The organism is Gluconacetobacter sp., assembly GCF_047721585.1.
Taxonomy (GTDB): Bacteria; Pseudomonadota; Alphaproteobacteria; order Acetobacterales; family Acetobacteraceae; genus Gluconacetobacter; species Gluconacetobacter dulcium.
Genome location: NZ_JBDNXE010000014.1, coordinates 1 through 20,686 on the forward strand (window position 1 = coordinate 1; position 20,686 = coordinate 20,686).

Below are 20,686 nucleotides of genomic sequence, written 5' to 3' on the forward strand. Positions count from 1 at the left end.
CCGGATGATGCTCAGAAGACTCTGTAATCATACATCATGATCTTGGACGGACTCTCAGACCCGCAGCGTGACGCTCCGTATGGCCAATCGCCGGATCGAGCATCTGACGCCGGACAGTCCGCGCGATCGTCACATCGCCCATGGTTGGGTCGCCACGGCCTTCGCGGCACAGGGGCGCACCGCCGATCGCGTTCTGGTCCATGCCGATAGCGCCGCCAGCCAACTCGTCGATCAGAAGAGTTTCTATGTGGCCCTCTCGCGCGCCAGGGAAAGCGTTGCCGTCTATACCAACGACCGCGCCAAGCTCGTTGCAGCTATTCAGGAACGATCGGGTATCAAGCAGACTGCCCTTGCTCCGGCAGCCAGCGTCGGAAAAGTAGCAAGTGCCCAGATCGGGGACAAGTATGGCAAGGCGGCTACCGCCAAGGGCATGGCCCTGTGACCCAAATTTGTATAGCCTAGAGATATGTAAAGATTGGAGGCAAGCGTTCCGCGCCGCTCAGGGCACGGTGGTGCTATCTCTTTGTTTGATAAAGGGATTGGGAAGGCGAATGAACGCCGTAGAGATTGAGGAAGCCGTATCCACGCTTGCGGAGCAGACGTTCGACGCCGCAGAGTTTCCGTATCAGTTCCTCGCCGCCTTCGGGAACAAGGACACCACGATCAAGCGGCTGCGCGCCACCAAGGGTTCGACCAACGCATCCGACCTGCCAGGCGGTGTCTTGCAACGGAATAATATCCACATCGCCGTGGCTCCGACTGGTGAGGTGACGCAGATCCTTGGAACGCTCAGGGCCAGTCTCGCCACAACGAAGGCCAAAGCCAAGTTCATCCTGGCCACGGACGGCGACACGTTCGAGGCAGAAGATATGGACAGCGGCGAGACTGTCGCCTGCCCCTATGCCGATTTTCCCAACCATTTCGGCTTCTTCCTCTCTCTGGCCGGGATCACCACGGTCAGGCAAATCAGGGAAAGCTCGTTCGACATCCGGGCGACCAGCAAACTGAACCGGCTGTATGTCGAGCTGTTGAAGGACAACCCAGACTGGGGGACCGCCGATCGTCGGCACGACATGAACCACTTCATGGCCCGGCTGATCTTTTGCTTCTTCGCGGAAGATACGGACATCTTCCACGGCAGCTACCCTTTTACCGGCACGGTCGAGCGGATGAGCGAGCGGGATTCGTCCAACACCCATGAGGTGATTGGCGAGTTGTTTCGCGCCATGAACACTCCCACAGCGGAGCGTGTGGCTGCGAAGCTACCCCGCTGGGCGGACGGGTTTCCTTACGTGAATGGTGGTTTGTTCGCCGGTAGCCCCGAGGTGCCGCGTTTCAGCAAGATCGCCCGTTCTTATCTCATCCATATCGGCGCCCTCGACTGGACGAAGATCAACCCGGACATTTTCGGTTCGATGATCCAGGCGGTGGCGGATGACGAGGAACGTGGCACGCTGGGAATGCACTACACCAGCGTTCCCAACATTCTGAAAGTTCTGAAACCCCTGTTCCTCAACGACTTACGGGCGCGGTTGGAGGAGGCGGGCGATAACAGCCGAATGCTCCTGAACCTGCGGCGACGCATGGCGAGGATCAGAGTATTCGATCCCGCTTGCGGCAGTGGTAATTTCCTCGTCATCGCCTACAAGGAAATGCGGGCCATCGAGGCCGAGATCAACTGCCGCCGTGGAGAACCAGATCAGGCATCGGACATCCCCTTGACCAATTTCCGTGGGATCGAACTACGCGACTTCCCGGCCGAGATTGCGCGCCTTGCGCTAATTATCGCGGAGTTTCAGTGCGATGTGCTGTATCGTGGGCAGAAGCTGGCACTAGCTGAGTTCCTGCCGCTGAACGCGGAAAACTGGATCACCTGCGACAACGCACTACGGTTGGACTGGCTGAGTATCTGTCCGCCAAGCGGGACAAGGGTGAAGCATTCTGCCGACGACCTGTTCCACACTCCATCGGACCAGCCGCAGATCGACTTCGAGAATGACGGTGGAGAGACCTATATTTGTGGGAATCCACCATACAAGGGAAGCCAGTGGCAGGAGGACGATCAAAAGTCCGAATTGGAGGCAATTTTCGGCCATCTTACCAAAAGCTGGAAATCACTCGATTACGTCGCGGGCTGGTTCATGAAGGCAGCGAACTATGGCATACACACCAACGCGGCTGCAGCCTTCGTCTCCACCAACTCGATTTGCCAAGGTCGACAGGTAGAGACTTTATGGCCGCTGATCTTCAAAACCGGCCATGAAATCGCCTTTGCTCACACTTCATTCAAATGGGCCAATCTCGCAAGTAACAAAGCGGGTGTAACGGTCGTAATCGTCGGCATATCCAGTCATGCGGGAAAGCAGCGACACCTTTTCAGCATGGCTGATGATGGTGCTTCCCTTGTCAAGGAAGCGGAAAACATCAACCCATATCTGGTTCCGGGAGCGAATATAACCGTCGGCCCGCAGTCAAAACCCCATAACGGCTTCTCTGAGATGAGTTTCGGCAACATGCCCAATGATGGCGGGCATCTCTTGCTCGATGCTGAAGAGGCAGAAAACGCGATCGAGCGTTTCGGCGTCCCGATACGGTTCGTTCGTCCATTTGTCGGGTCGCAGGAATTTATTCGGGGAATGGAGCGGCGGTGCATCTGGGTTGACGCTGGCGAATATGGCACGGCTAACGAGAACCAATGGCTGCGGGAGAGATTTGAGGCCGTCCGGGTACAAAGAGCAGCATCGAATCGCGCAACCACGAAGGCTCTTTCCGTCATTCCCTATCGTTTTGGCGAAGTCAGGCAAAAAGGCGACGAGACCGTAATTGTCGTACCCAGCGTATCGTCGGAGACGCGGGAGTATTTGCCTGTCGGCTATGTGCCAGCCAGCACCATAGTCAGCAATCTTGCCTTCGCTCTCTACGACGCCCCCCTTTGGAATCTTGCCCTCATCGCGTCGCGTCTACATCTCGTCTGGATTGGTACCGTCTGCGGCAAGTTGAAAACCGACTACCGCTATTCTAACACTCTTGGCTGGAACACGTTTCCCGTTCCAACACTAACTGACAAGATGAAGTCCGACCTGACCCGTTGCGCCGAAGACATCCTGTTGGCGCGCGAGGCCCATTTCCCGGCCACCATTGCTGAACTCTACGATCCAGAAAAGATGCCCACAGACCTGCGCGAAACCCACAAGCGGAACGATGAGGTATTGGAGCGCATCTATATCGGGCGCCGCTTCCGTAATGACACAGAGCGATTGGAAAAACTGTTCGATCTTTACACAAAGATGACCGCATCTGAGAAAGGGGCAAAACGGACAGGCAGGGCGGTGCGCAAATGAGCCAGTTGCCCGCCCGTGAGACATTGACGGTTGAATTCAAGAGCGATCGTAAGCGCCTACCTGATGACGAGCTGGTTCAAGCTCTTGTATGCCTTGCAAATACCGAAGGCGGCGAACTTTGGCTTGGAGTGGAGGACGATGGCACGCCAACCGGACTGCATGACGCACATTTCAATCTGGATCGTCTACCAGGACTGATAGCCTCCAGGACCTCCCCCTCACTCACAGTGAAGACCGAGGTGGTGGAGATTGCTAACATCCGTGTCGCGCGGATCACTGTGCCAAAATCCCAGTCCGATGTGGCAACATCGGCGGGAATGTATCTCCAGCGCCGAATCAAACATGATGGCACGCCAGAGTGCGTGCCGTTGCTTCCACATGACCGAGGTAGCCGTGCCAATCACTTTGGCTTGCACGATGTATCTGCCCAACCTGTGGCCAGCGCTAGTCTAGCAGACTTCGATCCTCTGGAACGTGAACGCTTGCGCCAGGCCATCCAGACTTATGGTGGTGACCGTGTGCTGTTGGAGCTAGATGACGAGGCACTGGATGGCGCGTTACGCTTCACCGTCCGTAATGACGCGGGAGAGCGGGTTCCCACCTTGACGGGGCTACTTGTGATCGGGCGAGAGACCGCCTTGTATGACCGGGTGTCAACACATGAACTTGCATTCCAAGTTTTGGAACGTGAGGCAGTGAGATTCAATGAATTCCGGCGGTTTCCATTATTGAAGATGCTTGATTGGCTGGAGACGAATTTTCGCCCATTTAACCCGGAACATGAAGTTCAGATTGGCCTATTCCGTGTTCCGGCCCCCAAAGTAGATATGGGCGCCTTTCGCGAAGCAGTCGCTAACGCTCTTGTACACCGTGATTACCACAAACTGGGTGCGGTGCATGTGAGGCTTGACGATCACGGCCTAACTATCAGCAATCCCGGCGGCCTCGTAGATGGCGTTACACTTGCCAATCTCCTGACCACCGAACCGCGTCCACGTAATCCTGCCTTGGCCGATGCCATGAAGCGCATTGGGATTGTGGAGCGCTCCGGCCGTGGAGTCGACAAGATATATCGCGGCATGTTGCGTTTTGGTCGTCCAGAACCGGATTACAGCCGCACAAACCAGAGCAATGTTATCGTACAGCTTTCGACAATGGACATAGATGAAGCATTCCTCCGCCTGGTAGTCGAGCAAGGGCGCGATCTCCCGATTGACAGTCTCATCGCCCTGGCAGTGCTCCGTCGGCACAAGAGGGTAAGTGCCGATGATTTGGCCCACCATATTCATCGCGATGCCACTCAGGCAAGGCGAACTCTGGAAAGTCTGATCGAGGCTGGGTTAGTACAGGCTCATGGTCAGACACGGGGTCGCAGCTATATGCTGTCAGCTGATGTTTACAATGCAGAAGGCAGACAGGCAGCCTACACTCGGCAAGTTGGCTTCAGTCCTTTGCAGCACGAGCAAATGGTCCTGAGTTATGCCCAGCAGCATGAACGCATACAGCGGCACGAAGCTGCTGAATTATGCCATTTGAACAGCAATCAGGCATCCAAACTCCTGCGCCGATTGGCGGATGAAAGCAAATTGATCATGCACGGTCAGCGCCGTGGCGCATATTATACGCTGGGTACAAAGGCCATATTATGAGCTGAGTTATGCGCCGTTATGCGCCGTTATGCGCCTTCTGAACGTTTTGATTGGGTTTGGACTCCGAGCGAAGACAAAGGAGGAATCGGATATGACAAGGTTTAAGAAATCAATGGGTTATAGCGGGAGCCCCCGGCCCGGAGTTTTTGATCGGGTTTTGATCGGAAGGACCTGGGCTTGAATATTCCTGTTCCTTCCGTTTCGGTCGCCTATGCCGCAAACGGCAACTCCACCAAGGCCAACGCCTTGGGAATGCGCCCCATGCAGGAGCGCGCATATGAGAAGCGCGGCGAGCAATATCTTCTCATCAAATCGCCGCCTGCCTCTGGCAAAAGCCGGGCGCTCATGTTCATTGCACTCGACAAATTGTCCAATCAGGGCCTGAAACAGGCCATCATCGTCGTGCCGGAGAAGTCCATCGGCGCCAGTTTCAACGATGAGCCGCTGAGCCGGGCCGGTTTCTGGGCTGACTGGCACGTCGAACCGAAGTGGAACCTCTGCAACGCTCCGGGGACAGATGGCGGCAAGGTCAATTCTGTCGCCAAATTCCTTGAGAGCGATGACGGGGTTCTGGTCTGCACTCATGCCACCTTCCGCTTCGCCGTGGACAGGTTCGGCGCCGAAGCCTTCGATGACCGGTTGATCGCGGTGGACGAGTTCCACCATGTTTCGGCCAACCCGGACAACAAGCTGGGCCTGCATCTTGGGGCCTTCATTGCCCGCGACAAGGTGCATATCGTCGCCATGACTGGCTCCTATTTCCGGGGCGACGCAGAAGCTGTGCTGTCCCCGCACGATGAGGCTAGGTTCGATACCGTCACCTATACCTACTACGAGCAGTTGAATGGCTATCAGTATCTGAAACGGCTCGACATCGGTTATTTTTTCTACTCCGACTCCTATGCCGACGACATCCTGAAGGTTCTGGACCCGAGTCAGAAGACGATCATCCATATTCCGAGCGTCAATTCGCGCGAAAGTACCAAAGACAAACTCAAGGAGGTGGAACACATCCTGTCATCACTGGGTGACTGGCAGGGCACCGATCCCGTCACCGGCTTCCAGTTGGTCCGAACACCGGAGGGCAAGGTGTTACGGATCGCCGACCTCGTGGACCCGGCGCATCAGGCCAGGATTCAGGAAAGTCTTCGGGCATCTGCCATGAAGACGGACCGTGACTATGTGGATATCATCATCGCACTCGGCATGGCCAAGGAGGGCTTCGATTGGATTTGGTGCGAACATGCGCTCACGGTCGGCTATCGGTCCAGCCTGACCGAGGTAGTACAGATCATAGGCCGTGCCACCCGCGACGCGCCCGGCAAGACGCGCTCCCGTTTCACCAACCTGATCGCGGAACCAGATGCGTCTGAGGACGCTGTGACCGAAGCCGTTAACGACACACTAAAGGCTATCGCCGCCAGTCTGCTGATGGAGCAGGTTCTGGCGCCTCGTTATGAGTTCAAGCCCAAAAATCCCGCAAGTCAAGCAACTCCGGACTTCGACTATGGTGAAGGCGGCTATCAATCCGACAAGTGCAATGTCGGGTTCAATGAGGAGCGTGGCACCTTCCAAATCGAGATCAAAGGGTTGACCGAGCCCAAAAGCGAGGAAGCCGCCCGTATCTGCCAGGAAGACCTGAACGAGGTCATCACCGCTTTTGTACAGGACAAGACGACCATCGAGCGCGGGCTGTTCGATCAGGAGCTTGTGCCCGAGGAACTGACCGTTGTCCGGATGGGCAAGATCATCAAAGACAAATATCCGGAACTGGACGCGGAGGATCAGGAAACCGTCCGTCAGCACGCTATCGCGGCTCTGAACCTGACCCAGAAAGCCGCCCAGATTGCCAAAGAAGGAGGGCCTGGGGCGAACACAGCCCTGATCGACGGAGTGCGTCAGTTCGCGCTAAACGTGCGCGACCTGGACGTCGACCTGATCGACCGGATCAACCCGTTCGGCGAGGCGTATGCCATTCTCTCCAAGGCAATGACCGAAGAGAGCCTCCAACAGATCGCCACTGTGATAGGGGGTAAGACCGTGACCTTGACCCCGGAGGAAGCGCGCAAGCTCGCCAAACGCGCCTTGCAGTTCAAGCAGGAGCGCGGTCGCCTGCCCGCCATCACGTCGTCCGACGCATGGGAAAAGCGCATGGCCGAGGGCGTCGCCTTCCTTGCCCGCATGAAAGCGGAGGCAGACCGTGGCTAAAAACTTCACTGACGAGGATGATGCGCTCCTTGCGGAACTGGGCATCGAGGTCGAGACGAAAAGGGAGGCGGCCCGGACCCCGCGTGAAGAACGGATCATCGCCGGCTTCGAGGCAATCCAGCGCTTCGTGACGGAGCATGGCCGCCTGCCACAGCACGGCGAGGGTCGAGACATTTTCGAGCGGCTCTATGCTGTCCGGCTGGATCGTCTTCGCACGCAGGCGAATTGCATGATTCTGCTGGAGCCCATGGATCATCAGGGGATTCTTGCCGATGCCGGTCCTGTCCTCAGCCTCGACGAGGAGATAAGCGACGATGAGTTGCTGGCCCAGCTAGGCGTGGACGAGATTGCTCCGGGCAGCGTCACCGATCTTCGTCATGTCCGTTCGACGGCGGACAAGAAGGCCGCCGAGGAGATCGCCAACAGGGAACGATGCGAGGACTTTGATCGCTTTAAGCCCTTGTTCGCACAAATGCAGGCGGACATTGACACTGGCACCCGCATCACCCGGCCGATCCGCAAGGAGGCTGGTTTCCTCAAGACCGACATCAAGGCCGGGGAGTTTTTCATCCTCGGCGGTCAGGTTGCTTATGTCGCGGAGGTTGGAGAGGCATTCAAGGCACCCAATGGCGAGAGCGACGCCCGCCTTCGTGTTATCTACTCCAATGGCACAGAGAGCAATCTGTTGCTCCGTTCTCTCCAACGCGCCTTATACAAAGACGAGACCAGTCGTCGTGTGTCGGAACCTAGCGCCGGTCCACTGTTCTCCGGAGAAAGTGGGGACGATGATCTGGAGAGCGGGACTATTTATGTTCTGAGGAGCAAGTCGGACAATCCGGTTGTCGCCGCCCATCGCGATCTCGTTCACAAGATCGGCGTAACCGGTGGGGATGTTGCCAAGCGGATAGCCAATGCGAAACTCGATGCGACTTTCCTGCTGGCGGATGTGGAAGTCGTGGCGACATATAAGCTGTTCAACATTAACCGCACCAGATTGGAAAACCTGATCCACCGCATTTTCGACCCGGCTCGGCTGGACATCGAGATCAAGGACAGGTTCGGCAATCCCGTCATTCCCCGCGAATGGTTCCTCGTGCCGCTCTTCGTGATCGACGACGCCGTGGGCAAAATCAAGGACGGGACGATTACCGGCTACGCCTATGATCCGAAGCATGCTTGCTTGATAAAGCACGACGGCAAAAGCTGACAGAATATTAAAAATAGTCCATTTTATTCTCAATCATTCTCAAGTCGGAGTATATATGGGGGTGTTGTCATCAATTTAATGATAATTTGTTGTTTATTATCATATAGATAATTTCATAATATGAGTGTGCCCTTGGCACCATTTCCATAAAATTTCCCTACAATCAGAGCATTACAGCTTCAGATCCTCTGTCGCACGCCGCGCGTCCGGGGCGGCATGGCATGCTCTGCGCATGAAAGAGCGGATCGCAGGGGCATCCTTCTACGGGCCGCGTCGTTGTTTTTGCCTTACGGCGAAACAAGGAGCAGAGGCCCATGATCGCGCTATCCGATATTCACGCCGGCATGTCCGTCGTCGGTGCCGATGGCCATCCGGTTGGCAGGATTCGCGGCGTGGAGGGCGCAACGCGCCTGCTGCTTGAAGACACACCGGCAGACGGCGACACGCATTATCTGCCCACAAGCCATATCGTGAAAATCACCGATCAGGTGCATCTCGATTGTCCGGCGGCAACCGCACGCATGCTCTTCGATCAGGATCTTCCGGCCGGCGAGAACACGACCTGAGAGCCGGCAAGCCTGCGATCCTTTGGCCCCATACCATATCATGGCATCTGTCGCGGCCATCCCCGGCCGGGGAGCGTGCGAAACGTATGCTCCCTACCTTTTTTCCGTCTTCCCCTACTTTCCGTCTTCGATGTCTTTCATCGTCCGTTCGAATTCGGCATCCGCTTCCTGGGCATCGCGGCTGCCTTTCGGGCTCTCCTCGGTCGCGGCCTGATCGTCGATCCACAACCACAGACCAAACAGGACCGCGGAGACCATCGCACCTATCCCGAACAAAAACATGCATTTCTCCTTCATGACATGTCCTGGGGGTAAAGGACGGGCCAGCGCGCAGCCGGTCAAGAGGATTTCACCAAGCAGGATCGCGGCTGGTGTCTGCATCTGCTGGCCGTCCGTGCCGGACTTGCCGAAGGGGGGCCTGATCGGCGCACCGAACGACCCCAGCAACGAAAGCCATCCCCTGCGCCTGCTGGAAGGGCTGGGGCGGATCAAGCTGGCACCTTCGGCCGGCCTGCTGCCCACGGCGCTGGATATCGCCGACACTCCGCGCGACCTGTCGGTGAAGGAACTGGATGCCGCCATCGCCAACACGAACCGGGCGTTCAAATCGGGCCTCCAGATCGACAGGCAGTCGATCCTGACCCGCCACCACGCTATCGACGCCACGATCATGCAGGCCGGCATGATCGAAGGCAGCATGCAGATGCAGGTGAAATGCGTCGCACGCCTGTCGGAACAGGACGAGGCGGCCATGGATTTTCTGCGCCAGGACAGCTCGTCGATGGAGACCATGGAAATGGTGCTGGCGCCCGTCCTGATCGCGGCGTTCAGCATGGGGGAGCCCGGTGCACTTCAAGCCCGAAAATTGTGGCCGTCGCTGCTTCTCATGATCGTGGGCATCACACTGACTGGCGTGGGTGCGTCTGGGCATTCGGCCGACGGAACAAGCGACTGGGCTCACCGCGCGGAAGGAATCGCGTGCGCAGCGTCGGCCCTGGGTTCCTAGCCTAAGGTCTATGGGGATTCATCGTGAATGAATGGGGTGAGGTGTCTCCCGCCTCCGGCCTCTTGCCCTTTGTGATCATCTGTAGACGGCCGAGAGGCAGGCGCGGCACCAAGCCGGTACACACCTCTCCGCACGTCGGTATAACTGCCCGAGCCTGGATGAGGCCGGCTCACCCTGGCGGCAGTCACAGCGTCTTGCCATCCGATTGCACGCCCCAGTCCAGAAAATCCATCCGTGACACGGGTAGATCCTCAGGGCGCTTGAAGATCGGCGGAAGACCGGCGGCTTCCGCGATGCCTTGTACCCGGCAGAGGAAAAAGGCCGTGGCATAGGCCTCGTCGATGTCCGCCTGCGTATCGGTCGCGAGGGCCGGCACGGCGGTCCCGCGCGCCCGCATCATGGCATCGAGCCCTTCAACCCAACGCAGAATGCCTGTGATGTCCGCGGCTACTTTCGGCCAAAGCGCCAGCGCCTGGTCTATCTCACAATAATCCCGCACTTCCTGCGCGCCGTGCAGGTTGGCGAAGGCCCATTGCGACCGACCTTGCCGGCGGGCGCGATGACAAAAGTCGCGGAATGTCAGGCCGCGGATCATGGTCGCGCGGGCCGAGGGTTGATACACCACCCGCAATCCCATTGGCGCGAGACGCCAAGCCAGTTCGATATCCTCGCAACCGAAGCGGAAGATCGGATTGAAGATGCCGTGTTCGGTCAGCAAAGCCCGCTTGCATGAGCTGCGGCCACCCCAGAATTCCCGGTAGCTGAGCATCTGACCGGGCTTCATCCAACCATAGGAAAAAAGCTGACTGCCCGCGCCGGTGACATGACGCATGACCGGCAGATCGGCGATATCCGCCGCCAGATCGGTATGGCCCAGAACCGCGACATTGACATCCGGATGGCGCAGATGGGCTGACAGATGCCCGGTCAGCAGATTGCTGTCCGCCACGTCGTCATCGTCCAGAAAAACGATGATCGGCGCGCGGCAGGCGAAAATCCCCAGATTTTTGGCGGCAGCAAGTCCGCTCTGGGCCTGACGCAAGACGCGCATGGGCAGGCGTTCCGCCCAGGCGGCGAGAATGGCCTGTGTCTCGTCCGTTGAGCCGTCGTCAATGACGACAATCTCGAAACGATGCGCCGCGAGGCGCTGCGCCGCCAGCCCCTCCAGCACGCGAGGCAGCAGATGGGCGCGGTTATAGGTGGTGAGGATCGCCGAGATTTCAGGCGTCGCCGGCAGTCCTGTCGGCTCAAACATAAGCATCGAGCACCTGGAAAGCCTGGTCGCGCGTCAGGTGACGATTGGCCGCCAGAACCTCGCTCATGCCGCGTGCCGCATCGTCATACCCGTAGCCGCTGACCTGACGGCGCATCCTGTGGGCAATAGGCGTCGCATCCACGATACCCATCCTCAACCCCGCATCTTCCATCACGCGGGGCCAGACATAGTCCAGCCCCCAACCCATGCCGCAATCGGCCGCGACGGGCAGAATGAGCTGCGCGGCGTCCCGCCGGATCGCCGTCACCGGCCCGATCTCGACGAAACGGGTCTGCCGCGCCTTCACGCCGGGGTTTTGCATCACCAGCGGATGGTCGATGTAACTATCGACGGTTCGCGCGGGCTGGCAGAGCGCGAAGTCATAACGCTCGGCCAGATCGATAAAACTGTCGATGAAATCCGGCGGCAGTTCGACATCGTCATCGACCAGCAGGATCCAGTCGAAACGTGCGGCATCGGCGGTCAGGTCGTTGACCAGAAGAAATTTCGGCGTGCGCTGTAGCCGGATCGAGATGGTGCAGGGCAGGTCGCAATCCCCAGGACGGTCCGCCGCCAGCGCCACCCATCGCTGCGTGACGCGCGTGCGACGTGCGCCCGCGAATTCATAGATGAGATGCGCCGCTGTGTTCGGACGATCAGCCAGATAGATGCCCGCGATCAGAATCTCAGTCACGGAGGATATCGCCCAGCTTGCGTCGCACCACATCGGTCGACAGCGTGTCGGCGATCAGGGCGCGGCCCTGCTTTTGCAGGGCGAGCCACAAAGCGTCGTCCCGCACGAGCTGAATCACCTGACGCGCGAAGTCCTGCGGCGTTTCGGCTACCATGATATTGACGCCGTGCTCCAACGCCATGCCTTCCGCGCCGACGGGGGTGGCCACGACGGGCAACCCATGCGCCAGGCTCTGGCCGACCTTGCCCTTCATGCCTGCGCCATAGCGCAACGGGGCGACAAAGACCCGCGACGTGCGCTGCAACTCGGTCAGATCCGGCACGAAGCCCAGGATTTCAATATTCGGCATGGCGTCAAAGGCGAGGATATCGGCATCCGCATTGGCGCCGACGACGCGGAACACCAGATCCGGCATTTCACGATGCAACTCAGGCCAGATTTCCTTGACGAACCAGCGCACGGCATCGCCGTTCGGCTTGTGCCAGAAGCCGCCGACGAACAGCAGATCGCGCCGGCCGGCGGGACCCGGTGGCTCATCGGCCGGCATATCGAAGACATTGGGCAGAACGTCGATCACGGCATCGGGGGCATGGCGCAGCAAGGCCGCCTTTTCGTCCTCCGTCACTGCGAAGGTGAGATCGGCGGTGGCGATACAGGACAGTTCCTGTGCCAAGGTGGCTTCCGCAGCCGCGCGCAGCGTGGGGTCGCCGATCAGCTCCGCTTCGCGGCTCATGCGCAGATAATGGAAATCCACCATATCATAAAGGATACGCGCCCAGGGGCAGTGCAGCCGGACCAGTGGAATGAATGCCATGGCGATGCTGGGGAAGCTGATGAAGGCGTATCGAACGTCCCGCCCCGATTGCGCCAGATAGGCCCGGGCGTCCTCGTTTCCATACAGAAAACGGCTGACCCCAATCTCCCGGAGCGCGTTTTCGTAACGCAGGCGGCCGGCTTCCGTTGCCAGCGGGCCGGGGGATTGCTCGGCGGGCGTGAAGGAACAAAAGACCACGTCCCATTCCAGGGCGCAGATCAGGGCCATCAGGGTTTTCAGGCGCAGGCCGCCACTTTGTTGATCGTAGAGTGGCAGAAAATCGGCGACAACCAGCACCACGCCGCGCCCCGCTGTGGTCGGCGCTTGATGGGTCTTAGCCGCGAGCCGTTCGGCCGATCTCACCAGGCCGGCGGCATCCGGTATGGGCGATTGTCCCGCAAAGGCCCGCGGCGAGAGAGTGGTCGCTTGAATGGCGGCTTCCATAATGGGCGGTTTGCCTCGCCCGAGCCAGGCGGCGAGCGCCCGCACCGGAGCCGTCAGTTTCCATGATGTCGATTGAAAAAGTCCACGGATGAGCGCATCTTTGGCGGCGAGGCTGGCGCGCAGGGCCGCCAGTTCGTCACTGTCCGCCATCGCCTGTGGCACGAGCGGCGGCACGACGGGAGCGTCGCCATAGCGCAGAATCGCAAGCTTGCTCTGCAGGGCATTGGCCCTGTCCGCCTGACTGTTCCGCTCGCGGGTCAATCGCGCAATTTCGCGCTTCAGCACGGCTTCCCGAATGGCCTGCGCGCTTTGGTCTTCATGTCCGGAAATGGGCAATCCGCTGGGCAATTCGGGACGGGTGTCAGCAGTCATGACAGCACAATCGACATTTCAAACAGACCTCTATCGGCGCCTTGCCGAGCACGGAGCGCCTCTATTACATCCCTTATAGCCAAGCCATTGTCCAGATGCGCCGACAGGCCCGCGCGTCCCGCCCCTAGCGGAAGATTTTGCCCACGAACCGCAAGGGGGCTGTGATCCGCCATGAGGTGGAGGCCAGGATCGCCGAGACATGGCCGCGCGCGATCTGCCCTTCGGCCGCGTTGTTTTCAGCCTGGGCGAGCGCGTGATGCAGGCGTGCCAGTTCTTCGTGACCAATTCCGGTCGCGCGGCTTGTGACCAGTTCCGCATCGAGCGTCAGCGCACGGGCCATGGCCAGTTGCAGATCGGCATGAAGGCGGGCGCCCAGTTGCTGCGCGCTGTCCTTGTCCTTTCGTGTCCGGTCGAGTTCGGCTGTGGTTGCCGCCCGCAGGCTCTCGGCGTCGAGAAGTTCGGCGTGCAGTCGCGCCTGCTCTGCACGGGCATTGTCTCGTTCGGCCGCGATTGCCGCCCGCAGGCTCTCGGTGTCGAGAAGCTCGGCGCGCAGTCGCGCCTGCTCTGCACGGGCATTGTCTCGTTCGGCCGCGATTGCCGCCCGCAGGCTCTCGGTGTCGAGAAGCTCGGCGCGCAGTCGCGCCTGCTCTGCGCGGGCACTGTCTCGTTCGGCCGTTAGGGCCGCAATTGTTTCATCCCTCGCCTGAATGTCGCTCTCCTTGGCCTGGAGATCGCGCTCCTTGGCTTGCAGTGCCAATTCGTAATTTTCCAGCATGAGAAGCTCTGCGCTGTCCTGGGATTGATCAATATAGCGAACCAGGCCGGATCTGGCGGTCCAGGCGTTCAAGAAATTGCGGTTTTTGCCAATCCGGTTGTTGAGGAGAATATGGGGCTTGCCCATCATCAGTGCGAGCACATGCCCGTGCAGACGGTCGGTAAGAATCAGCGTTCCAGGCGCCAGGATCTCGACGGCACGATACAGGCGCTGCCATGAAATGCGGTCGAAGGCGGTGTCGAACATCTCCTCCAGATTGAGGCTGTGGAGGGCTGCCTCTGCCTGTACATTGGCATTATCCTCCACCCCGTGCACGGAACTCCAATCCTCCCGAGCCAAGGTCGTTCCCAGGCCATGGGGAAGGCGCTCGGCGTCGTCGCGCAGCAAAGCAACCAGGCATCGGTCGGGGGCGGGCAGTGTCGCCAGAAGCCGGTGAATGACGGCGGTCAGAAAGAAGGCGCAGTCGATGCCGAGCTGGGCCTGCCTTAGCCCGAGGCGGTCGCGCGCGATGGCGAGGCTTTCATGGTCGCGTGCAAAAACGTGCAGATCGGGATGGCCTTGCAGAATTGCCCGGCTCCGCTCGATACCGACCGCGGTCTCGTAATGAATGCTCTGGGGGAGCAGGATAATGCGCCGCTCCGGATAACCGGCAATGATGGATTCCCGATGGCGCTGATGGTGGCTGTAAAGGTCGCCGAAATTGCCGCCGCCCTGAAAGAGGATCACGGTATCGTCTGGCAATTGATTGAAGGCGTAGAAATCAAAATTTCGGAGGCTGGCTTCGTAGACAATGTTGCACTGTAAGTGCGCGCGCAGCAGAGTCTTCTCGCCCAGCCAGATGAGGTGATCCCCGGAATTCTCGTAATTCGGCCAGTCGAGCAAAGCGACGGGGCGGTTCGCGATGAGGCCGCGCACCTGCTCCGTCAGGTTCTCCAGCGCCTGGAACACACCGCTATCGGCCAGATCGGCGATACTGGCCGCTGACGCCTTTGTCAGGTCAGCCATTCTGGTCGCCGGCAAGGCGATACGAGGAGCCGCCGCGGTGGAGGGCTAGCTGCCCTGGCGGCCTGCTGCGCTGCAAAAGGCTCTCGATGGCGGGCTTCAAGAACGGGTCCGGCACGGCGGTATAGATATCTTCCCATTGGTTGATCAGGGATGTCGACACATCAGCCAGCATGTCGAGTCGGGAATATTCCCAACCGTCGCAGACCAGCGCCAGAACGCTCGATTCCCAGAGCGGTTCCATATCCCCTGCTACGAACCCCAGGGCGGCGGCACATCGGAGCTGGCGACGAAGACCCGCGCCTGGGTCGGCGCGAGGGTGAAGGCGATGGCGATGGCGATGGCGATGGCGATGGCGATGGCGATGGCGATGGCGGCAATGACGGAAATATGGGCGAACATGCCCCAATCAAGCGCCGCGACCCCCGTATTGTCCCGTAAATTCGTCGCGACGTGGATGACCTCCTTCCCGACTTCGCGTCCCACCGCGTCGAGCATGACCCTGCCCCGAACATCCCCATCTCGACGAGTTGCTGAAATAAGGGGCCGTCCGTGTCGTTTCCCGAACCCAAACCACGCATCGTAGGCCGTTACGATTATTTATGGACGCATGAAGCCGCGCGGGGACTGGATCAGGGCAAGGATTGTCCCGCCTGCCTCGTCGCGGCCAGCGACAGCGTGCCGCGGGCTCCGCTGTCGTGCTTCTGCCGATCACGCACACGCCGCCTTCCGGCGATACCGTCGGGATCGAGATACCGGCGAAGGTCAAGGCGGAATTCATCACCCTCGCCCGACAGAAGAAAAGTGCCGCCGTACGTCGCCGACCATGGAAATCCGAAGATGAATGCCCTGTTCCTCAAGGATGGGGTCATGAAGACCTATCGCGGCCTGCGTAGCCGGGTCGAAGCGGAAAAGTCCGGCGGCGGGATCTGCTACGGCTATCACGTCGTGCATCAGATGGACGCACGCGCGGCATGTTCATGACAGGAGGATGGGGCGATCGCCAGTTCGCGGCAGATCGGCTCGATACCCAACTCCTCACGATGGCCGTCGATGAACGACATCATCATTTCCCGCGGCGGTCGAACTGCGCCATCGCAAAATACGCCGATTCCTTGCGCAGGATCTCGTTGGCGCGGCGCATCATATAGACCGATCGTCTATTAAATGAAGCATCCTTCTCCGCCGATAGCTTCACATCGTCGTCAACGACCCGGCGACGGAGGCCGGCTGGTCCTCGCCCTTTCCGAACCGGGTATGGGCATCGCCCCAGTGCTTCAGCGCCATGATGACCGGCTCCAGGCTCCGGCCACGCCCGGTCAGGCTGTATTCCACTTTCGGCGGCACTTCGGCATAGACCGTACGCAGCACGAACCCGTCCTGCTCCAGCTCGCGCAACTGCGCCGTCAACATGCGCTGGGTGACGTTCGGCAAACGTTTTCGAAGGGCGTTGAAACGCATCGTCCCGTGCAGAAGATGGAAGAGAATCACCCCTTTCCACTTCCCGTCGATCAGTTCCAGCGTCGCTTCCACGGCGCAGCCGGGGCTGCAATCGAGCTGCTTGTGACGAATACGGGGCATGACGGTATCATTTCCGATACTATGGGCGTTATATGTGCGTTCTTGCGAATAGCCAGCATAACGCTTCATCCTGCCTCCATTCAACGATGGAGCGGACATCATGCGTGCCGTTGGCTATCAAGCCCCCCCTGCCGATCACGGACCCTGACGCGTTGCAGGATATCGAACTGCCGCAACCCGTGCCGACCGGGCACGACCTGCTGGTCGAAGTCCGGGCTGTTTCGGTCAATCCCGTGGACACCAAGGTCCGGTCCAGCGCCACGCCCGAACCCGGCCAATGGCGTGTACTCGGCTGGGACGCCGCGGGAATCGTGACGGCAACAGGGCCGGATGTCCGCCATTTCGCGGTCGGCGACAAAGTCTTCTATGCCGGATCGCTGCATCGCCCGGGGACCAACGCCCAGTTCCATCTGGTCGATGAACGGATCGTGGGCCACAAACCGAAATCGCTGGACTGGACGCAGGCCGCCGCCCTGCCGCTGACCGCGATCACGGCATGGGAAATGCTGTTCGACCGGCTCGACATCCGCCGCCCGGTTCCCGGTACCGTGCCGTCCCTGCTGATCGTCGGCGGCGCGGGCGGCGTCGGTTCGATCGCGATCCAGCTTGCCCGTGCGCTGACCAACCTTACGATCATCGCCACCGCCTCGCGCCCCGAGACCCAGGAATGGGTCCGCAGCCTCGGCGCGCATCACGTGATCGACCATCGGCATTCCCTCGCCGGACAGGTCGCGCACCTTCCGACCGGCGCACCCGGCTTCGTCTTCTCCACGACGCAGACGGACCAGCACCTCGCCGATATCGTGGAATTGCTGGCGCCACAAGGACATTTCGGATTGATCGACGATCCGCAGGCCCTCAACGCGCTGCCGTTCAAGCGCAAGAGCCTGTCACTGCATTGGGAATTGACATTCACACGCCCGATGTTCCAAACCGCCGACATGGCCGAGCAAGGCAAATTGCTGAACGAGATCGCGGCCCTCGTGGACAGTGGGCGCATCCGCACGACGCTGGGCAAGACTTTCGGCCCGATCAACGCGACCAATCTGCGTCGCGCGCACGCCCTGGTCGAGAGCGGGCGGGCAAAGGGAAAGATCGTTCTCGCGGGCTTCAATGAATAGGCAGAATCGACATGAACACGACATCATCGGATCTGGTGCGGCGCTGGTATGCGACCGGCGACATATCCTTGCTGGATGACGATATCATCTGGTCGGTGCTCGACACGTTTCCCGAGGGTGGTGGTTATGTCGGTCGACATGCCGTCGCGGAACGTTTTTTCCCGGCGGTCAGGACCCATTTCACCGAATACGTTACGATACCGGAGACATTTCTAACCGATGGCGCCAACGTCGCGACGACCGGGCTCTATCGGGTGCGCACGACACTCGGAAAGACGGGTGAAATTGCTTTCGCTCATTTCTGGACAATCCGGAATGGAAAAATCGTGGCCTTTCACCAGGTAGCGGACACCGCAGCATTACGGGATCTCAGGGCCGTGCGGGAGACGGAGTCATGAGCATGAATAACGTGCCTCCATCTGACCCGCAGGGTGGTCGTTTCGATCTCAACGCCATCGCAGCATCGTTTCCGGACACGGCTGACACGATGCTTCTGGACACGTATCTGACAGACTCCGCGTCCCGGAGTATCCGGGTCTTTCGCGTCTATCGCGGCGTACCCGCCCACTATCACACACAATGCGACGAGATCCTGCATGTACTGTCCGGCGAGGGTACATTCTGGATAGACGACCCGGCCACCGAAACACCTTTCGCGCCGGGACAGCTTCTTGTCTTTCCCAGGCGTGCCATTCACGCCCTGCCGCGTATCTTGCGCGCGCCTGTGGTGTTCCTTGCCATAGACACCCCACGGCGTGCACAGGATGACATTACCTTCGTCAATCCTGAAGACGGCACACCAGCCGAATTCATCGCGAAGCTCTGACAGCATGAGCCACCTCAGAGCATGGTTTCCATCCATTCCGTCGACGTCATATTGTCGTTTCGCTCTGATCGCGGCAAGCCTTGTCCTGGGGAATGTCTCGGCGATAGGGGCGGAGACCACCGACACGCGATCACTTCGTGTCGAGGCGTCAAGCCCGGTTCTGGACTGGAATGCCGTCGCCCTGGCTGCCAATCATATCTTCGTAGGAGGCCCGCGCTGGACCGGCTTTTCCGGCCCCGCGGTAGCGGTGCTTACAAAACAAAATTCGCTTCGCCCTTTTCCCAACTCAGAATGGAACGCCTGGAAACCTGGCCTTGACGCAAAACAACGCTTCGTCAGCGTCAACGCCCTTCATATCGACCCCGAAGGCAAACTTTGGGTGGTTGATACAGGGACACCGCAATTTGGTGGGCCACCTGTCGAGGATGGTCCAAAACTGGTCCGTCTCGACCCGGCAACGGGGACAATCCTGCGCATCTATCGGATGGGTCCGGATGTCGCTCCCGCCGGAAGTTATATCGACGATATCCGTTTCAACGGACCGCATGCCTATCTCACCGACGCTGGAAAGGGTGCCATTCTGGTACTCGATGTCACCACGGGTATCTTTCGCCGGGTTCTCGACAGCGCCCCAGCCACGCTGGCACGCCCGCATCGACCGATCATCATCGACGGCGAAGTCGTCAGAAACGCCAATGGGATTCCGCTTCTGGTCAATGCCGATCCACTCGAAGTCAGTCCGGACGGGAAATACCTGTATTTCGGGCCGCTCGAAGGTCCGTGGTCGAAGGTACCAACCTCACTTCTGGACGATCCCGCGATATCGCCCACGACGCTTGCCGCATCCGTGACTCCTTGGGCCGATCTCCCTCCGATCGGCGGCAGTGCGATGGATAAACACGGGAATCTTTATTTCATCGCCCTGAAAGATGAGACTGTTTACCGGCGCGATCCGGCAGGGACGATCGTGTCTCTCGTGTCGGATCGCCGCCTGCACTGGGCGGACGCGCCATTCCTTGCGCGAGATGGACGGCTATGGCTCCCGGTCGCCCAGCTCGATCGACTGGCGCGATTCAACCACGGGGTGACGCGTGTCCAGCGACCGTTCCTTCTTTTCTCCGTAAACACCCAGTGAACCGTCTCCCGGCGTGTACATATACATCCCCATGAGCGTCAAAGAGGTCTTCGGATCAATATCCCGCATTTCTCACACGATGATGTGGGGCGGTCTGACGGAGCGCCGTCAACTGGTTGCGAGCAGTTCTGATCTGTTTTCGTAACGGGAAACCGAATTTTGGGCACGCGCCATCCATGCCCGCTTTGACGCGGATCAGACGCGTGGACATGACGCCTTGCGGTGTCTGTTTCGTCAGCCAGCGGAAATCCCGGTATCGGCGCGCAGCAGGATCCGCACGCGGGGGCGGCGCGGTGGGCGTCGAGAAAGATATCGACGAACCGGGCTTCGATCGCTGACGGGTCGTGCTTGATCCGGTGGTAACGACCGGGTTCCGCGCGGCTCAGTTCCAGCCGGTTCAGCGTGCTCTTGCCTGCCAGCGGCGCGCACCTGGCACGGCGCGCGTCCAGCTTGCCAGCCAGTATCGCCAGGACCGGATCGTGTCGGAGGCGGTCGTGATCGACCAGATCCTCACACCCCAGGGCAATCCCCGCCACGCGCTGGAGCACCAGGGCGCGGATATCATCCTTTTTGAAATAGCAATTCGCCTATCGAATGCCGACAGCGAGAGAATCAAGAATATAATATACGCTACCAGAAAACTAAATGAAACTTTAACAAAAAACGGTAGAATAATATGCGATTTAATTA

The 20,686-nt window shown here is 59.4% G+C and carries 18 protein-coding genes, 3 pseudogenes and 1 other annotated feature; of the genes and pseudogenes, 11 read left to right on the plus strand and 10 right to left on the minus strand.

Features of this window, described 5'->3' with window-relative positions; all coding sequences use genetic code 11:
- Positions 1 to 67: 67 nt before the first annotated feature.
- From ABF821_RS04655 to ABF821_RS04680, 6 genes are all read left to right on the plus strand, one after another.
- Positions 68 to 442, plus strand: coding sequence for a hypothetical protein (locus ABF821_RS04655; RefSeq protein ID WP_415529202.1), 375 nt, complete (start codon positions 68 to 70; stop codon positions 440 to 442).
- 109 nt (positions 443 to 551) lie between these two features.
- The gene (locus ABF821_RS04660) at positions 552 to 3,341 is read left to right on the plus strand and encodes a class I SAM-dependent DNA methyltransferase (RefSeq protein ID WP_415529203.1); all 2,790 of its coding nucleotides are present in this window, start codon (positions 552 to 554) and stop codon (positions 3,339 to 3,341) included.
- Positions 3,338 to 4,990, plus strand: a complete 1,653-nt coding sequence (locus ABF821_RS04665; protein ID WP_415529204.1) for an ATP-binding protein — start codon at positions 3,338 to 3,340, stop codon at positions 4,988 to 4,990. Before ABF821_RS04660 ends, ABF821_RS04665 begins: the two co-directional genes overlap by 4 nt.
- A gap of 171 nt (positions 4,991 to 5,161) precedes the next feature.
- Entirely contained in the window at positions 5,162 to 7,198 is a 2,037-nt protein-coding gene (locus ABF821_RS04670; RefSeq protein ID WP_415529232.1) for a pseudomurein-binding repeat-containing protein, read from the plus strand.
- A complete protein-coding gene (locus tag ABF821_RS04675) occupies positions 7,191 to 8,405 on the plus strand; it encodes a GIY-YIG nuclease family protein (protein ID WP_415529205.1) in 1,215 nt (404 codons plus the stop codon). Before ABF821_RS04670 ends, ABF821_RS04675 begins: the two co-directional genes overlap by 8 nt.
- A 314-nt stretch (positions 8,406 to 8,719) precedes the next feature.
- Positions 8,720 to 8,971: a DUF2171 domain-containing protein gene (locus ABF821_RS04680; RefSeq protein WP_415529206.1), complete on the plus strand. Its 252-nt coding sequence runs from the start codon at positions 8,720 to 8,722 to the stop codon at positions 8,969 to 8,971.
- A 114-nt stretch (positions 8,972 to 9,085) separates the two neighbouring features.
- Here the strand turns inward: ABF821_RS04680 and ABF821_RS04685 are convergent, their stop codons facing one another.
- Positions 9,086 to 9,352 (minus strand): hypothetical protein, encoded by a 267-nt coding sequence (locus tag ABF821_RS04685; protein ID WP_415529207.1) that lies wholly within the window; start codon positions 9,350 to 9,352, stop codon positions 9,086 to 9,088.
- A gap of 13 nt (positions 9,353 to 9,365) precedes the next feature.
- Between ABF821_RS04685 and ABF821_RS04690 the strand changes: the two genes are divergently transcribed.
- Positions 9,366 to 9,977 (plus strand): MetQ/NlpA family ABC transporter substrate-binding protein, encoded by a 612-nt coding sequence (locus ABF821_RS04690; RefSeq protein WP_415529208.1) that lies wholly within the window; start codon positions 9,366 to 9,368, stop codon positions 9,975 to 9,977.
- Positions 9,978 to 10,161: 184 nt separating this feature from the next.
- Here ABF821_RS04690 and ABF821_RS04695 read toward each other — a convergent pair whose 3' ends face one another.
- The 8 genes and pseudogenes from ABF821_RS04695 to ABF821_RS04730 all read right to left on the minus strand — a co-directional run bounded on the left by ABF821_RS04695 (position 10,162) and on the right by ABF821_RS04730 (position 16,914).
- A complete protein-coding gene (locus tag ABF821_RS04695) occupies positions 10,162 to 11,232 on the minus strand; it encodes a glycosyltransferase family 2 protein (RefSeq protein ID WP_415529209.1) in 1,071 nt (356 codons plus the stop codon).
- Positions 11,225 to 11,926, minus strand: coding sequence for a hypothetical protein (locus ABF821_RS04700; RefSeq protein ID WP_415529210.1), 702 nt, complete (start codon positions 11,924 to 11,926; stop codon positions 11,225 to 11,227). The genes ABF821_RS04695 and ABF821_RS04700 overlap by 8 nt, the downstream gene beginning before the upstream one ends.
- On the minus strand, positions 11,919 to 13,229 hold the full coding sequence (locus ABF821_RS04705) for a glycosyltransferase family 4 protein (RefSeq protein WP_415529211.1): 1,311 nt from the start codon (positions 13,227 to 13,229) through the stop codon (positions 11,919 to 11,921). Before ABF821_RS04705 ends, ABF821_RS04700 begins: the two co-directional genes overlap by 8 nt.
- 451 nt (positions 13,230 to 13,680) lie before the next feature.
- Entirely contained in the window at positions 13,681 to 15,336 is a 1,656-nt protein-coding gene (locus ABF821_RS04710) for a polysaccharide pyruvyl transferase family protein (RefSeq protein WP_415529212.1), read from the minus strand.
- Positions 15,329 to 15,577, minus strand: coding sequence for a hypothetical protein (locus tag ABF821_RS04715; protein ID WP_415529213.1), 249 nt, complete (start codon positions 15,575 to 15,577; stop codon positions 15,329 to 15,331). Before ABF821_RS04715 ends, ABF821_RS04710 begins: the two co-directional genes overlap by 8 nt.
- A gap of 8 nt (positions 15,578 to 15,585) precedes the next feature.
- On the minus strand, positions 15,586 to 15,831 hold the full coding sequence (locus ABF821_RS04720) for a hypothetical protein (protein WP_415529214.1): 246 nt from the start codon (positions 15,829 to 15,831) through the stop codon (positions 15,586 to 15,588).
- A 430-nt stretch (positions 15,832 to 16,261) separates the two neighbouring features.
- Positions 16,262 to 16,615, minus strand: a pseudogene (locus tag ABF821_RS04725) (IS3 family transposase); the annotation flags it as partial.
- Positions 16,328 to 16,442: a sequence feature (AL1L pseudoknot), on the minus strand. (Overlaps the previous pseudogene by 115 nt.)
- A complete protein-coding gene (locus ABF821_RS04730) occupies positions 16,528 to 16,914 on the minus strand; it encodes a winged helix-turn-helix transcriptional regulator (protein WP_182973170.1) in 387 nt (128 codons plus the stop codon). The gene ABF821_RS04730 and the pseudogene ABF821_RS04725, both read right to left, overlap by 88 nt.
- A 100-nt stretch (positions 16,915 to 17,014) precedes the next feature.
- On the opposite strand from ABF821_RS04730, the pseudogene ABF821_RS04735 reads away from it, so the two are divergent.
- From ABF821_RS04735 to ABF821_RS04750, 4 genes and pseudogenes are all read left to right on the plus strand, one after another.
- Positions 17,015 to 18,035 (plus strand): annotated as a pseudogene (locus tag ABF821_RS04735) (zinc-binding alcohol dehydrogenase family protein).
- Between the two features lie 68 nt (positions 18,036 to 18,103).
- The gene (locus ABF821_RS04740) at positions 18,104 to 18,433 is read left to right on the plus strand and encodes a nuclear transport factor 2 family protein (protein ID WP_415529215.1); all 330 of its coding nucleotides are present in this window, start codon (positions 18,104 to 18,106) and stop codon (positions 18,431 to 18,433) included.
- A complete protein-coding gene (locus tag ABF821_RS04745) occupies positions 18,430 to 18,861 on the plus strand; it encodes a cupin domain-containing protein (RefSeq protein WP_182973167.1) in 432 nt (143 codons plus the stop codon). Before ABF821_RS04740 ends, ABF821_RS04745 begins: the two co-directional genes overlap by 4 nt.
- A 4-nt stretch (positions 18,862 to 18,865) precedes the next feature.
- Positions 18,866 to 19,996: an L-dopachrome tautomerase-related protein gene (locus ABF821_RS04750; protein WP_415529216.1), complete on the plus strand. Its 1,131-nt coding sequence runs from the start codon at positions 18,866 to 18,868 to the stop codon at positions 19,994 to 19,996.
- Positions 19,997 to 20,277: 281 nt separating this feature from the next.
- Here the strand turns inward: ABF821_RS04750 and ABF821_RS04755 are convergent.
- Positions 20,278 to 20,556 (minus strand): annotated as a pseudogene (locus tag ABF821_RS04755) (transposase); the annotation flags it as partial.
- Between the last annotated feature and the right edge of the window lie 130 nt (positions 20,557 to 20,686).

What these genes read in the sequence shown, in the direction of transcription:
- ABF821_RS04665 (WP_415529204.1), top strand. Translation starts at nt 3,338, where the DNA reads ATGAGCCAGTTGCCCGCCCGTGAGACATTGACGGTTGAATTCAAGAGC.
- ABF821_RS04715 (WP_415529213.1), bottom strand. Translation starts at nt 15,577, where the DNA reads ATGGAACCGCTCTGGGAATCGAGCGTTCTGGCGCTGGTCTGCGACGGT.
- ABF821_RS04710 (WP_415529212.1), bottom strand. Translation starts at nt 15,336, where the DNA reads ATGGCTGACCTGACAAAGGCGTCAGCGGCCAGTATCGCCGATCTGGCC.
- ABF821_RS04750 (WP_415529216.1), top strand. Translation starts at nt 18,866, where the DNA reads ATGAGCCACCTCAGAGCATGGTTTCCATCCATTCCGTCGACGTCATAT.
- ABF821_RS04685 (WP_415529207.1), bottom strand. Translation starts at nt 9,352, where the DNA reads ATGCAGACACCAGCCGCGATCCTGCTTGGTGAAATCCTCTTGACCGGC.
- ABF821_RS04745 (WP_182973167.1), top strand. Translation starts at nt 18,430, where the DNA reads ATGAGCATGAATAACGTGCCTCCATCTGACCCGCAGGGTGGTCGTTTC.
- ABF821_RS04660 (WP_415529203.1), top strand. Translation starts at nt 552, where the DNA reads ATGAACGCCGTAGAGATTGAGGAAGCCGTATCCACGCTTGCGGAGCAG.
- ABF821_RS04680 (WP_415529206.1), top strand. Translation starts at nt 8,720, where the DNA reads ATGATCGCGCTATCCGATATTCACGCCGGCATGTCCGTCGTCGGTGCC.
- ABF821_RS04720 (WP_415529214.1), bottom strand. Translation starts at nt 15,831, where the DNA reads ATGCTCGACGCGGTGGGACGCGAAGTCGGGAAGGAGGTCATCCACGTC.
- ABF821_RS04730 (WP_182973170.1), bottom strand. Translation starts at nt 16,914, where the DNA reads ATGCCCCGTATTCGTCACAAGCAGCTCGATTGCAGCCCCGGCTGCGCC.
- ABF821_RS04695 (WP_415529209.1), bottom strand. Translation starts at nt 11,232, where the DNA reads ATGTTTGAGCCGACAGGACTGCCGGCGACGCCTGAAATCTCGGCGATC.